At 66.7% G+C, this 13,496-nt stretch carries 15 protein-coding genes and 1 pseudogene; 6 read left to right on the plus strand and 10 right to left on the minus strand.

Going from position 1 to position 13,496, the window contains the following annotated elements:
* Complete coding sequence (locus tag MJO58_RS05805; RefSeq protein WP_239722264.1) at positions 1–138, minus strand: hypothetical protein; 138 nt, start codon at positions 136–138, stop codon at positions 1–3.
* Between MJO58_RS05805 and MJO58_RS05810 the strand changes: the two genes are divergently transcribed.
* On the plus strand, positions 137–1,078 hold the full coding sequence (locus MJO58_RS05810) for a sigma-70 family RNA polymerase sigma factor (protein WP_239722265.1): 942 nt from the start codon (positions 137–139) through the stop codon (positions 1,076–1,078). The two genes, MJO58_RS05805 and MJO58_RS05810, sit on opposite strands and share 2 nt — an antisense overlap.
* Here the strand turns inward: MJO58_RS05810 and MJO58_RS05815 are convergent.
* Positions 1,029–1,661 (minus strand): annotated as a pseudogene (locus tag MJO58_RS05815) (carboxymuconolactone decarboxylase family protein); the annotation flags it as partial. The gene MJO58_RS05810 and the pseudogene MJO58_RS05815 sit on opposite strands and share 50 nt — an antisense overlap.
* 70 nt (positions 1,662–1,731) lie before the next feature.
* Here MJO58_RS05815 and MJO58_RS05820 point away from each other — a divergent pair.
* Positions 1,732–2,178, plus strand: a complete 447-nt coding sequence (locus tag MJO58_RS05820; protein ID WP_090600652.1) for a condensation domain-containing protein — start codon at positions 1,732–1,734, stop codon at positions 2,176–2,178.
* Here MJO58_RS05820 and MJO58_RS05825 read toward each other — a convergent pair.
* From MJO58_RS05825 to sdhC, 4 genes are read right to left on the minus strand one after another with little or no spacing between them, the layout of a single operon-like run.
* Positions 2,150–2,929 carry a succinate dehydrogenase iron-sulfur subunit gene (locus MJO58_RS05825; protein ID WP_090600653.1) on the minus strand — a complete coding sequence of 260 codons (780 nt, stop codon included), beginning with the start codon at positions 2,927–2,929 and terminating at the stop codon, positions 2,150–2,152. The genes MJO58_RS05820 and MJO58_RS05825 overlap by 29 nt on opposite strands.
* Positions 2,929–4,683, minus strand: coding sequence for a succinate dehydrogenase flavoprotein subunit (gene sdhA, locus MJO58_RS05830; protein ID WP_090600654.1), 1,755 nt, complete (start codon positions 4,681–4,683; stop codon positions 2,929–2,931). Before sdhA ends, MJO58_RS05825 begins: the two co-directional genes overlap by 1 nt.
* A gap of 3 nt (positions 4,684–4,686) precedes the next feature.
* Positions 4,687–5,157, minus strand: coding sequence for a succinate dehydrogenase hydrophobic membrane anchor subunit (locus MJO58_RS05835; RefSeq protein WP_090600655.1), 471 nt, complete (start codon positions 5,155–5,157; stop codon positions 4,687–4,689).
* On the minus strand, positions 5,154–5,492 hold the full coding sequence (gene sdhC, locus MJO58_RS05840) for a succinate dehydrogenase, cytochrome b556 subunit (protein ID WP_239723177.1): 339 nt from the start codon (positions 5,490–5,492) through the stop codon (positions 5,154–5,156). The genes MJO58_RS05835 and sdhC overlap by 4 nt, the downstream gene beginning before the upstream one ends.
* Before the next feature lie 263 nt (positions 5,493–5,755).
* On the opposite strand from sdhC, the gene MJO58_RS05845 reads away from it, so the two are divergent.
* From MJO58_RS05845 to MJO58_RS05855, 3 genes are read left to right on the plus strand one after another with little or no spacing between them, the layout of a single operon-like run.
* Entirely contained in the window at positions 5,756–6,157 is a 402-nt protein-coding gene (locus tag MJO58_RS05845; protein WP_239722266.1) for a cytidine deaminase, read from the plus strand.
* The gene (locus tag MJO58_RS05850; RefSeq protein WP_239722267.1) at positions 6,154–7,452 is read left to right on the plus strand and encodes a thymidine phosphorylase; all 1,299 of its coding nucleotides are present in this window, start codon (positions 6,154–6,156) and stop codon (positions 7,450–7,452) included. The genes MJO58_RS05845 and MJO58_RS05850 overlap by 4 nt, the downstream gene beginning before the upstream one ends.
* The gene (locus tag MJO58_RS05855; protein ID WP_090600659.1) at positions 7,449–8,537 is read left to right on the plus strand and encodes an adenosine deaminase; all 1,089 of its coding nucleotides are present in this window, start codon (positions 7,449–7,451) and stop codon (positions 8,535–8,537) included. The genes MJO58_RS05850 and MJO58_RS05855 overlap by 4 nt, the downstream gene beginning before the upstream one ends.
* Here MJO58_RS05855 and MJO58_RS05860 read toward each other — a convergent pair.
* The 4 genes from MJO58_RS05860 to MJO58_RS05875 all read right to left on the minus strand — a co-directional run bounded on the left by MJO58_RS05860 (position 8,534) and on the right by MJO58_RS05875 (position 12,327).
* Complete coding sequence (locus MJO58_RS05860) at positions 8,534–9,952, minus strand: HNH endonuclease signature motif containing protein (RefSeq protein ID WP_239722268.1); 1,419 nt, start codon at positions 9,950–9,952, stop codon at positions 8,534–8,536. The two genes, MJO58_RS05855 and MJO58_RS05860, sit on opposite strands and share 4 nt — an antisense overlap.
* Positions 9,953–9,987: 35 nt before the next feature.
* Positions 9,988–10,251 carry a CDGP domain-containing protein gene (locus tag MJO58_RS05865; RefSeq protein WP_239722269.1) on the minus strand — a complete coding sequence of 88 codons (264 nt, stop codon included), beginning with the start codon at positions 10,249–10,251 and terminating at the stop codon, positions 9,988–9,990.
* Between the two features lie 16 nt (positions 10,252–10,267).
* Positions 10,268–11,512, minus strand: coding sequence for a PPE family protein (locus tag MJO58_RS28720; protein WP_276553188.1), 1,245 nt, complete (start codon positions 11,510–11,512; stop codon positions 10,268–10,270).
* Between the two features lie 155 nt (positions 11,513–11,667).
* Positions 11,668–12,327, minus strand: a complete 660-nt coding sequence (locus MJO58_RS05875) for a GntR family transcriptional regulator (protein ID WP_239722270.1) — start codon at positions 12,325–12,327, stop codon at positions 11,668–11,670.
* 125 nt (positions 12,328–12,452) lie between these two features.
* Between MJO58_RS05875 and MJO58_RS05880 the strand changes: the two genes are divergently transcribed.
* Positions 12,453–13,457 carry a cupin domain-containing protein gene (locus MJO58_RS05880; protein WP_090600663.1) on the plus strand — a complete coding sequence of 335 codons (1,005 nt, stop codon included), beginning with the start codon at positions 12,453–12,455 and terminating at the stop codon, positions 13,455–13,457.
* Positions 13,458–13,496: the final 39 nt, after the last annotated feature.

The raw sequence follows: 13,496 nt of genomic DNA on the forward strand, positions 1-13,496 counted from the left end.
TCACTTCACCAGTACTCCGGCAGCTACGGTCAACGTGGTGCCGGTGATGTAGCGACCCGCACGCCCCTGCCCGAGACCCGCCGCCCGGTAGCCAGCGCGCGCACAGATGTAGTCAGGATGCGCATAGGCTCGGGGCATGACCGCAACGCAGGTCACCGATTTCGAAGCTCTGCGCCCACACCTGATGGCGGTTGCCTACCGGGTGACGGGCACCGTGGCCGACGCCGAAGACATCGTCCAGGAAGCCTGGCTGCGCTGGGACAAACAGAATGGAACAGAGATCACCGACCTGCGCGCCTGGCTGACCACCGTGGTGAGCCGGTTGGGGCTGGATCGGTTGCGGTCGGCCGCCCACCGGCGCGAGACCTACACCGGCAACTGGTTGCCGGAGCCGGTGGTGACCGGCTTCCCTGGCTCGCAAGGCACCGATCCGCTGTCTGCCGTGGTGGCGCGCGAGGACGCCCGCTTCGCGGCGATGGTGGTGCTCGAGCGGCTGTCCCCGGATCAGCGGGTCGCCTTTGTGTTGCACGACGGGTTCTCGATGCCGTTCGCCGAAGTGGCCGAGGTGCTGGGAACCAGCGAGCCCGCGGCGCGGCAGCTGGCGTCGCGGGCCCGCAAGGCCGTCGCGAGCCAGCCGCCCTTAATATCCGGGCAACCCGATCCATCGCACAACGAGGTGGTCGGCAAGCTGATGGCCGCGATGGCCTCCGGTGACCTGGAAGCAGTGGTTGCGCTGCTGCATCCGGACGTGACGTTGACCGGCGATGCGAATGGCAAGGCGCCCACCGCAATCAACGTCATCCACGGGGCGGACAAGGTGGCCCGATTCTTCTTCGGTCTGGCCAACCGCTACGGCCCGGCGATGTTCACGACGTATCAGCTCGGGCTGGTCAACGGCGAACTGGGCGGTTATACCGCGGGTGTTCCCGCCAGCGACGGGTATCGCGAGATGATGCCCCGGATCATGGCGATGACGGTTCGCGACGGGAAGGTCTGTGCCCTATGGGATATCGCCAATCCCGACAAGTTCAGCGGATCCCCGCTGCGTCGTCGGTCGCCCACGGAATACGGCAACTAGCACCGGAATTGAAGCCCTGCTCGGTGATGCCCAGCGCGGAGTTCATCCGGGCCCGCATGTTCTCGAGGCCGATCTGATAGGTCAGCTCGATCACCCCGGCGTCGCCGAACCGCCCCCGCAGGTCGGCCACCTGCTCGTCGGTGACGGTGTGCGGATCGGTGGTCATCGCGTCGGCGTACGCGATCGCCGCGCGCTCGTCGTCGGTGAACGCCGGCGAAGTGGCGTAGTCGTCGATCTCCTTGAGCCGCTTGATGTCCAGGCCGTCCAGGCGCTGCAACATGGACCCGAAGTCGACGCACCACGAGCAGCCGATCGCGCGTGCGGTCCAGTACACGGCGAGCTCACGCACACTGACCGGTAGCGTGCGCGACGCCCGGTCGACCAGGGTCTCGTGCACGGCGCCGGCGACCATCAGCCGGCGATGATGTGCGGCCACCGCGAAGGGTTCGGGAACCTGGCCGTAGCGGCGCTTGGCGATCCGGTACATGGCGCGGGTCACCAGGCCGGCGCTCTTGGGTGGTAGGGGCGCGATCCGTGTTTTCTGTGTCATACCCCTCAGACGACGCAGCTCTGCCAAGTGTGACCGACTGAGGCGATCTTGATCCCAAGAATTTCCCAAGAATCCGATAAGGATCCTCGGCAAATGTGTGGTGATGACTTACTGCTATTTCGACGAGCCGCCCCGCCTGGAAGACATCGAGCCTGCCACCCACAGCGAGGTGCTGATCGCCGAACCGCGGCTGGACCAGGCGCGCGTCCGCGCCGCGGTCGACGCGGTCTTCGCCGCTCACCCCGACCTTGGCACCGTGTTCGAGTCGAAATTGAAGATCTGGATGACCCGACCGGGCGGGGGCTGGGCGTGGGGCGTGGAGCCCCCCGGCGGACGCGTCGCCGACGTCATCGCGCGGCATTTGGCCAGCTTCGATATGCACACCGGTCGGTTGTTCGCGGTCTCGCTCCTGCCGGGCGAACCCGACCGCCTGGTACTCACCGCCAGCCAGCTCTGCATCGACGAAGCGGCCTGGCGGGCGGTGGTCGAGCACCTGGTCGCCGAGTGCAACTGCGCCGGACTCAGCGTGAGAACATCAGCGCCCGCTTGACCTCTTGGATCGCCTTCGTGACCTGAATGCCACGCGGGCAGGACTCTGTGCAGTTGAACGTGGTGCGGCAGCGCCACACACCGTCGACCTCGTTGAGGATGTCGAGGCGCTCACCGGCGGCCTCGTCACGGCTGTCGAAGATGAATCGGTGCGCGTTGACGATCGCGGCCGGGCCGAAGTAGGTGCCCTCGCTCCAGAACACCGGACAGCTGGTGGTGCAGCACGCGCACAGGATGCACTTGGTGGTGTCGTCGTAGCGGGCGCGGTCGGTCGGGCTTTGGATACGCTCGCGGGTCGGCGGGTTGCCGCTGGTGATCAGGTACGGCTTCACCGCCCGGTAGGCGTCGAAGAACGGCTCCATGTCGACGACCAGGTCCTTCTCCACCGGCAGCCCGCGGATCGGCTCGACCGTGATCGTCAGGGGCTTGCCCTGCTTGCGCGGCAGCAGGTCGCGCATCAGCACCTTGCAGGCCAGCCGGTTGACACCGTTGATCCGCATCGCGTCGGATCCGCAGACGCCGTGGGCGCAAGAGCGCCGGAAGGTCAGGGTGCCGTCCAGGTAGCCCTTGATGTAGATCAGCAGGTTGAGCAGCCGGTCGCTGGGCAGACATGGCACTCGAAAGCTTTGCCAGCCACCGGTTTTCGCGAATGCGTCGGGGTCGTCGGGGTTGAACCGCGCGATCTTGAGAGTCACCATCACCGCGCCGTCCGGAACTGCGGGCAGGGGTGGTTCCCCGACCTCTTCAGACATCAGTACTTCCGCTCCTTGGGTTCGTAGCGCGTCTGCACGACGGGTTTGAAGTCGAGCGCGATGTCGCTCAACAGCTCGCTGCCCTGCTTGTAGGCCATCGTGTGGCGCATGTAGTTGACGTCGTCCCGGTTCGGGTAATCCTCGCGGGCATGCCCGCCGCGCGACTCCTTGCGATTCAGGGCGCCCACGACGGTGACTTCGGCCAGCTCCAGCAGGAAGCCCAGCTCGATGGCTTCCAGTAAGTCGCTGTTGAAACGTTTTCCCTTGTCGTGCACGCTGATTCGCGAGTAGCGCTCCTTGAGCGCGTGGATGTCCGTGAGAGCCTGCTTGAGTGTTTCCTCGGTGCGGAACACCGCGGCGTTGTTGTCCATCGTCTGTTGCAGGGCGCCGCGGATGTCGGCGACGCGTTCGTTGCCGTGCTCGCTCAGGATGTCGGCCACCCAGCCGACCACCATCGCCTCCGGATTCGGCGGCATGTCGACAAAGTCGTGGCCCCGCGCGTAGCTGGCCGCGGCAATGCCGGCGCGGCGGCCGAACACGTTGATGTCCAGCAGCGAATTGGTGCCCAGCCGGTTGGCGCCGTGCACGGAGACGCACGCACACTCGCCGGCCGCGTACAGGCCCGGCACGGTGGATGTGTTGTCCCGCAACACTTGTCCGGTAACCGTGGTGGGGATGCCGCCCATCACGTAGTGACAGGTGGGATAGACCGGCACCAACTCATTGACCGGGTCCACGCCCAGATAGGTGCGGGCGAACTCGGTGATGTCGGGCAGCTTGGCCTCTAGTACATCCTCGCCGAGGTGGCGGACGTCGATGTAGACGTAGTCCTTGTGGGGGCCGGCGCCGCGGCCCTCCAAAACCTCCAAAACCATTGAACGGGCGACGATGTCGCGGGGCGCCAGGTCGACGATCGTCGGCGCGTAGCGCTCCATGAAACGCTCACCCTCGCCGTTGAGCAAACGGCCACCCTCGCCGCGCACGGCCTCGGAGATCAGGATGCCCAGTCCGGCCAGGCCCGTCGGGTGGAACTGGTGAAACTCCATGTCCTCCAACGGAAGTCCCTTGCGGAACACGATGCCGATGCCGTCGCCGGTCAGCGTGTGCGCGTTGGAGGTGGTCTTGTACATGCGGCCCGAGCCGCCGGTCGCGAGCACCACGGCCTTGGCGTGGAATACGTGGATACGTCCAGTGGCCAGTTCGTAGGCGACGACGCCGGTGGCCGCCGGCCCGCTGGGCGTCTGGGTGAGCACCAGGTCGAGCGCGTAGAACTCGTTGAAGAACTGCACGTCGTGCTTCACGCAGTTCTGGTAGAGGGTCTGCAGGATCATGTGGCCGGTGCGGTCCGCGGCATAGCAGGCCCGGCGCACCGGGGCCTTGCCGTGATCGCGCGTGTGACCGCCGAAGCGGCGCTGGTCGATCCGGCCCTCGGGGGTGCGGTTGAACGGCATCCCCATCTTCTCCAGGTCGAGCACCGCGTCGATGGCTTCCTTGCACATGATCTCGACGGCGTCCTGGTCCGCGAGATAGTCACCGCCCTTGACGGTGTCGAAGGTGTGCCATTCCCAGTTGTCGTCCTCGACGTTGGCCAGCGCCGCGCACATGCCGCCTTGGGCGGCGCCGGTGTGGCTGCGGGTCGGGTAGAGCTTGGTCAGCACCGCGGTGCGCACCCGCGGGCCGGCCTCGACGGCCGCCCGCATCCCGGCACCGCCCGCGCCGACGATCACCACGTCGTATCGGTGTTGCTGGATCACGGGTCAGCCTCCGACATCGGGGTTGAACGTCATCAACACGTAGGTGCCCAGCACCAACGTGAATCCCATCGACAACAGCAGCAGGCTGTTCAGCCAAAACCGGGTGCTGTCCTTGCGGCTGTAGTCGTCGATGATGGTGCGCAGGCCGTTACCGCCGTGCAACTGCGCCAGCCACAGCAGCGACAGGTCCCAGAATTGCCAGAACGGCGACGCCCAGCGCTGGGCCACGTAGTTGAAGTCGATGCGGTACACGCCGTCGTCCCACATCAGCATGATGAACAGATGCCCGATCGCCAGGAACACCAGCGCGACGCCGGAGAACCGCATGAACAGCCAGGCGAATTTCTCGAAGTTGGGGATGCCGGACCGCCGCCGCGGCGAGCGCGGATTGTCCAGGCTGGGGGGTCGATCGTGGCTGCGCTGCAGAACCGGCGCCACCTCGCCGGGCCCGAGCTGAAGGTCGGGGCTGCTCATCGGAAGTGCTCCATCATGTGGATGCCGATGGCCACCGCCGCGGGCACCATGACCAACAGGTAGATGGCGGCGACGACCCACAGCATCGTCTTCTGGTGGCGGGGACCGTCGGCCCAGAAGTCGATCAAGATGATGCGGATCCCGTTGAGCGCGTGGAATCCCACCGCGGCGACCAAACCGAACTCCATCAGGCCGACGATCGGCGTCTTATAGGTCGCGACCACTTCGTTGTAGGTTTGCGGGCTCACCCGCACCAGGGCGGTATCCAGGACGTGCACGAACAGGAAGAAGAAGATCGTCGCGCCGCTGATGCGATGCAGCACCCACGACCACATCCCCGGATCGCCCCGATACAGGGTCCGTGGTGGCCGCCGCTTGCGTGATGGCTCCGGAGGCGGTGTCGGTAATGCCGAATCTGTGGTCGTCGCTTGAGTGCTCAAACCAGTTCCCTTATTCATCCGCGAAACTAAAGCCGGGTAATCGAGCTTAGCCCGGCAACGATAGGTCCCCAACCAGCCTCATAGTTCGTCAACGGCGTTTTCGTGCCAGGGTTAGGGTGGCTTTCTCGACTGGGCCGATCGGTGATTGGGGTTGCGGTATGCCTGATATTGATTGGAATGCGCTGCGGGACAAAGCAATACAAACAGCGGCGGGAGCGTATGCCCCGTATTCGCAATTCGCGGTGGGCGCGGCTGCGTTGGTCGACGACGGTCGCGTGGTCGCCGGCTGCAATGTGGAGAATGTCTCATATGGCCTTGGTCTCTGTGCCGAATGCGGCGTGGTGTCCGCCCTGCATGCCAGCGGTGGCGGCCGGTTGGTTGCCCTGGTGTGCGTTGACTCACAGGGAGCGGTGTTGATGCCGTGCGGGCGATGCCGCCAAGTCCTGCTGGAGCACGGCGGACGCGACCTGCTGATCGCGCATCCGGCCGGCCCCCGCCGCCTCGAAGAGCTACTGCCCGATCCGTTCGAAGCCGATGATCTCACCCGGGAACGTCCTTGACTGACTTCGCATTCGACGCCCCGACGGTCATCAGGACCAAACGTGACGGTGGCCGGTTGTCCGATGCCGCGATCGATTGGGTTGTCGCCGCCTATACCGATGGTCGCGTTGCCGAGGAGCAGATGGCGGCGCTGTTGATGGCGATCTTCTGGCGTGGCATGGACCACGGCGAGATCGTCAGGTGGACAGCGGCGATGCTGGCTTCGGGTGACCGGCTGGATTTCAGCGCTCTGCGCTCCGGCGGTAAACCGCTGGCCACCGTGGACAAGCATTCGACCGGCGGGGTCGGCGACAAGACCACGCTGGTGTTGGTGCCCGTCGTCGCCGCCTGCGGTGGTGCGGTGCCCAAGGTCTCCGGCCGCGGGCTCGGCCATACCGGCGGCACCCTGGACAAGCTGGAATCCATCCCGGGGTTCACTGCGTCGATATCCAAACATCAAGTGCATCAACAACTCTGCGACATCGGCGCGGCGATCTTCGGCGCCGGTGAGCTGGCCCCCGCCGACAAGAAGATCTACGCGCTGCGCGACATCACCGCCACGGTGGACTCCTTGCCGTTGATCGCCAGCTCGATCATGAGCAAGAAACTGGCCGAGGGCATCGGCGCGCTGGTGCTCGACGTCAAGGTCGGTGGCGGCGCGTTCTTGTCGTCGGAGGCACAATGTCGCGAACTGGCCGAAACCATGGTCGGGCTCGGTGCGGCACACGGTGTGCCCACCCGTGCGGTGCTGACCGATATGGACAGCCCGCTGGGCGCGACGGTCGGCAATGCGCTCGAGGTCGCCGAAGCGCTCGAGGTGCTGGCCGGCGGCGGACCACCCGACGTCGTGGAGCTGACGATCCGGCTGGCCGCCGAGATGCTCGAGCTGGCCGGGATCGACGGCCGTGAACCCGAACAGACCTTGCGCGACGGCACCGCGATGGACCGCTTCCGCCGGCTGGTCGCGGCCCAGGGCGGCGACTTGTCGGTCCCCTTGCCAATCGGTTCACATTCAGAGACCGTGATCGCGACGCGGAGCGGCACAATGGGGAACATCGACGCTATGGCAGTGGGGCTGGCAGCTTGGCGACTCGGCGCGGGTCGATCCCGCCCGGGTGGGCAGGTGCAGCCCGGCGCCGGCGTGCGTATCCATCGGCGTCCGGGGCAGCCGGTTGCGGCCGGCGAGCCGTTGTTCACGCTGTACACCGACACCCCCGACCGCTTCGGCCCCGCGATGGCCGAGCTGGACCCCGGCTGGAGCGTGCGTGACACGGCACCGCGGCCGCGGCCGCTGATCATTGGGGTCGTCTCGTGAGCGCCCCGCTGGAATTACGGCAGATCCAGCAAGCGCCGAAGGCACTGCTGCACGATCACCTCGACGGGGGATTGCGCCCGTCGACCGTGCTGGACATCGCCGGCCAGATCGGCTACGACGAGCTGCCCGCCACCGACGCCGACGAGCTGGCTACCTGGTTTCGCACTCGGTCGCACAGCGGTTCACTGGAGCGCTACCTGGAGCCGTTCTCACACACCGTGGCCGTGATGCAGACGCCCGACGCGCTGTTCCGGGTCGGCTACGAGTGCGTGGAAGACCTGGCCGCCGACTCCGTGGTGTACGCCGAGATCCGTTTCGCGCCAGAGCTACACATCAACCGCGGGCTGTCCTTCGACGAGATCGTCGAGGCCGTGCTGGCGGGCTTCGCCGCCGGCGAGCAGGCCGCCGCCGCGGCGGGCCGCCCGATCGTCATGCGTCTTTTGGTCACCGCGATGCGCCACGCCGCGATGTCGCGAGAGATCGCCGAACTGGCAATTCGCTTCCGGGACAAGGGAGTTGTCGGTTTCGACATCGCCGGTGCCGAGGCCGGCTATCCGCCGACGCGACACCTGGACGCGTTCGAATATATGCGAGATCACAACGCGCGCTTCACTATTCATGCCGGTGAGGCGTTCGGTCTGCCGTCCATTCACGAGGCGATCGCTTTCTGCGGGGCGGACCGGCTCGGCCATGGCGTGCGCATCGTCGACGATATCGAAGTCGTCGAGGGCCGCGGTGTCCAGTTGGGCAGGCTGGCATCGATCCTGCGCGACAAGCGAATTCCGCTCGAATTATGCCCGAGCTCGAACGTGCAGACCGGCGCGGTCAAGAGCATCGCCGACCACCCCTTCGATCTGCTCGCCCGCGCGCGCTTCCGCGTGACCGTCAACACCGACAACAGGCTGATGAGCGACACCACGATGAGCCTCGAAATGCACCGGTTGGTACAGGCTTTCGGCTACGGGTGGAGCGACCTCGAGCGGTTCACCATCAACGCGATGAAGTCGGCGTTCATTCCGTTCGACCAGCGGCTGGCGCTCATCGACGAGGTGATCAAGCCGCGGTATGCGGTGCTGATCGGCTAGAACGGCGGCGGTTCGTCGTCGGATGGCGAGACGGCAACCGCGGCTTGCCGGCGCATTTTGCGGGCTTCGCGGGATGCCCGGTTGTGCTGGCGTTCGGTGGCGATGCGCGCGGTGCGGTTCTGCGCGCGAGTGTGGGTCCGGGTCGGCATCATCGCGTCGCGGTTGTCGCACCGCGTGTCCGGCAGCGCAACGACCGGCGGCGGATCCACACCGGCGCACAGGGCGGGGAACAGCAGGGCGCTGCCGGGTGTGGTGACGCGGGTGTGCCCACCGGGCAGGGTCCAGATAACGGTGCCGTCGGGCAGTTGTTGGTCGCGCCAGCCCCAGAAAGTCTTGAGCAGATGGTGTTTTCGGCACAGGCATTTGAGGTTCGACGGGTGGGTGGCACCGCCATCGCCATGGGGCACGGTGTGGTCGATATCGCACTCGGTGGCGGGCCGGTCGCAGCCAGGGGCCCGGCAGGTGAGATCGCGGGCCCGCACGAAATCCGCCAGTGGCCGCGACGGCAGGTATCCGGATTCTGCGGCCATCGCGGCGGTAATCGGTTGCAGCTTGGCCGTTTTCGTCAGCTCGCGGACAATCTCGGCCGGGATGATGCCGTCGCCGTAGAGAAATCCCGGAGCCGCGCCGGAGCCGTCCACCGTGGCACGGTCGGCGACCACGTGAATCACCACGGAGTTGGACTGCCGGGGCGTAGAACCGGCCGGGCAGCCCGCCTCGTCGCATCCGCACGTCAGCCGGTCGAGGCCGGCCGCGAGTGCGCCCAACGCGTCGGCGCGCAGCTGCTCGATCGTGCGTGGATCGTCGTCGCACACCGTCTTGGCGAGTTCGTCGAGCCGGCGATCGAGCGCTTGGCCCGTCGTCGCGAAAACGGTTCCGTTGATCAATGCCATGCCCGGGTCCATCGCGGTGACCTTGAAATAGCGGTCCTCCGCGTATTCGCGCGCTCGGCGCACCGCATCGGGGTCCATCCTGACGACCATGCGATCGATCTCCGTTGCGAGCTTCCAGCTGGTCATCGACGGCCAGCGCGGTGCTTTGATCGCCAGCTGCGCATCGACCGCGGCCAGCGCCTCGGCGTCGACGATCAGGTCGGTGCGAAACACGATCGTGCGGAACAGCCGAAAGTCGATGTCTCCGGAACGGAAAGCGGCGGCGACGGCCGGCAGCCGCTCCTGCATGGCGCGGGCGTACCGCAGGTTGCTGTGGCCCATCGCCACGCTGGTGTGTAGCGCGGCGGCGATTTCGACGGCTACCGCATCGCTGGTGTCGGCCGCCCACTGCGCGCGTTCGCCGTGCTGGGCCAGCCGCAATGTGTACAGGTCGCCGATCGCCTCCAGGCGGGCCGCGGCGGCCCGGGCCTCCGCGCGTGCGGCGTCGCTGATCCGGGCAAGCAACTCCGATGCTTCGAACATACGTTCGAGTATAGTGGAGGGCTACGACAAAAAGCTCAGCCGTCGATGTGGGGGTCAAAGCCCCCCGGGCCCATCATGTTGCAGGTCCGCTCGGGCACGAAGTAAGAGCTCGCACCGTTGGGCACCAAGTTGTGCGCCACCACGCACCGTTCCCAGGTGCCGTCGGGCGCAATGGGCCCGTCGCACTTACTGATCACGGGTCCGCCGTACTGGCAGCCGGCGCTGGCCGGCGGCGCCGTGGTGAGCAGCCCGCCCGCCAGCAGCACGGCGCCCAATCCGCCGACGATGCAGCGCTTCATGACTCGACGCTACCGCTTACCCCAGGGCCGCCGCGGCGGCTTCTTCTGCGGGAGCGACAAGGCCGCGGGCCCAGTCCGCAAGCCCGTCGGCGTTGAGTTGGGGTTGAATTCCGGCGGTTCCGGCCAGCCCGGGCGAGCTGGCCGCGGTGACGAGGCCGGGGATCGGGCTGGTGGCGGTGTAGGTGACGGTGCCGGTGACGTTGGTGACGGTCGCACCGGCGAAGCCGGCGATGCCGGTGGCGGTGTTGCCGAAGGTGGTGACGCTGGTCCCCGGCAGGAGGATGACGGAGCCGGCGTTGAGGGTGCCCGTGGCGCCGAGGATATGTACCGTCGGGGTCGCGGTGAGGGTGATGGGCGTCGCGCCCACGGTGATGAGGGTGGCGGGCTGGACCGCGACACCCCCCTCCGACCATCCAGAGACGGCCACAAAGACTGTGCCGGGTTGCAGTGTGATGGACGACAGGTAGGAGGCGTGGACCGTCAAGAAGCCGACGGGTTCGTCGGACGCCACGAGGACTGAGCCGGCGCTGACGGACAGCTGTGTTTGGCTCCCCACGGAGATGACGCTGCCGGGCGACACGTTGGCGGATTGGCCGGGCGGCAGGGAGATCGTGTAGTCGAGGGACTGGGCCGTGGGGTTGGTCGATACCTGCTGCACTAAAGATTGGGTGCGCGCGCTGGTGAGATTGCCCGCGCTCTGGGCCATCGTGCGGGCCTGATCGGCCTGCCCGTTCGGGTTGGTGGTCTGCGGGGCTTCGTCATACGGGGCCAGGGTGCTCGCGACCTCGGCGTCGGCGGCGTAGGTGTACATCGCGGTGGCGTCTTGCACCCACATCTCGCCGTACTGGGCTTCGGTCGCCGCGATCGCCGGGGTGTTCTGCCCGAAGAAGTTCGTCGCGACCAGCGCCATCAGCTGGGCCCGGTTGGCGGCGATCACCGGTGGGGGCACGGTCATCGCGAACGCCGCCTCATAGGCCGCGGCCGCGGCATAAGCCTGAGCCGACGTTGCGGCGGCCTGCGAGCCGGCCGCCTGCAGCCAGGCCACATAGGGTGCGGCGGCGGTGGCCATCCGCATCGACGACGGGCCGAACCACGTCTGGCCCGTCAAGCCGGAGACTTCCGAAAAGTAGCCGCTGGCAGCCGATTCCAGCTGAGCGGCCAGTTCGCCCCAGGCCGCCGCGGCGGCGAGTAGCGGGCCCGACCCGGGTCCGGAATACATGCGAGCGGAGTTGATTTCCGGCATGAGCAACCCAAAGTCCATGGCGTCGTTGCCTTTCGGACGGACCAATATGACGGCGAAGCGCTTTTGGTTGAAACCCCCGCCCGAAGAGGTCGACCCCTTGTAGGGATTTCTAGCACGCGCGATTCGCCTTCGGGCGGTTTTGGGCGTCTGTATAAGACCGTGTCGGCCGTTCGTCAGATCAACGACGAGTCGACCGCGAGACCGATCGCGCGCACGGTGCTGGCCAGGTGCGTCTGCACCGCCTGCTGCGCAAGTGGCAGATCACCGTCGCGCAGTGCCTCGGCGATCGCGAGGTGCTCACGCATGATCGTCGCGACCCGATCTTGTTCGCGCAGTGCCGATTCGCCGATCATCCGCATCTGGCGGTCGCGCAGCGAGGAGTAGAAGCCGGACAGAATCGCGTTGCCCGACTCTTCGAGGGTGATGGCGTGGAAGGCGCGATCGGAATCCAGGAATTCGCGCCAGTCGCCCGCCGCCGCGGTCTCGCGCTGCCGTTGCAGCTCGGCGGTCAGCCGCTCGAACACCGCGGCACACACGGCGGGCCCGCGCCCGACCACTCTGCGCGCGGCGTGCTGTTCAAGCAGCAGCCGGGCCTCGATCACCGAGCGAACCTCGTCGGGGGAGACGGGTACGACGAGCGCCCCGCGTTGCGGATACAGCCGCAGCAGGCCCTCGGCCTCCATGCGCAGAAAGGCCTCGCGCACCGGGGTTCGCGACATGCCCAGCGCGGTCGCGACGTCACCCTCGCTGATCAGTTCGCCGCCGGGAAACGCTCCGGTGAGCACCTGGGTCTTGACGTACTCCAGCGCGCGGTCCTTGGCGGTCGCAACCACGGCGCCCCCTTGTAGCTCAGTCGTATCTCAGGCCCAATACCGTACCCGATGACGTGGTTGACACTGAGATACAAGATAGATACGATTTAAACACAAGATGCACCTAAGCATTAAGGAGATGCGCGATGTCCGTCAACTTGGACCCGACGATCCCCGCCCCGATGACCAACGTGGCCGAGTATGGGTTCGAGGGCCGTTTCGCCGACTGGGCCGACGAGGCCCGCTACTTCGAGTACTCGAAGGCTGCCAATCCGATCGGCTCCGGGTATGCGCCGCAGGTTCCGATTACCCAGTTCGGTCCCGAGGTCTACATGGACCAGCCGACCGGCATCGTGCCGCTGGATCTGTCCTCCGACTTGGGCATCAGCGGTGCGGCGACGAGTCCCGCACTGCTGGCCAACTTCCTGCGCATCCGCGCCGGTGAGCAGATCGACACCAGTCCCAACGCCACCTCGCAGCTGTACTACGTGCTGTTCGGGCACGGCTTCGCCGCGGTCAACGGGCAGCTGGTCAAGTGGGAGAAGGGTGACTTCCTGACCCTGCCCGCCGGTTCCCGCTCGGTGTTCTACGCCGACTCGGAGGCGGCCATGTATTGGGTGCATGACGAGCCGCTGCTGCGTTACCTGGGCGCCGAGGCGCGCGAGCCGAGGTTCGCCGCGACAAAGTTCTGCCGCACGGACGCGGTGACCAAGCTGGACGAGATCGCGTCGCGTCCCGGCGCCAACGACAAGAGCCGGGTGAGCGTGCTGCTGGCCAACGAGAACCAGGAGCAGACGCTGACCATCACCCACGTCCTGTGGGCAATGTTCGGCGTGCTGCCGCCCAACCAGGAGCAACGCCCGCATCGGCACCAATCGGTCGCATTGGATCTCATTCTCGATGCTCCACCCAGCGGCTGCTACTCGTTGCTGGGCACTCGCCTCGACGAGCGCGGCGACATCGCCGACCCGATCCGAGTGGACTGGCAGGCCGGTGGTGCGTTCACCACTCCGCCGGGCATGTGGCATGCCCACTTCAACGAGACCGGTCAGCCCGCTCACCTGATTCCCGTTCAGGACGCCGGGCTGCAGACCCACCTGCGCAGTCTCGACATCAAATTCACTGCGCGCCGGGACCTTGTCGCTGGGTAAGTCGCTGGCTGAACCGTGTCGCTGCGGCGCCACGTAATG

It is taken from the genome of Mycobacterium lentiflavum (assembly GCF_022374895.2).
Lineage (GTDB): Bacteria > Actinomycetota > Actinomycetes > Mycobacteriales > Mycobacteriaceae > Mycobacterium > Mycobacterium lentiflavum.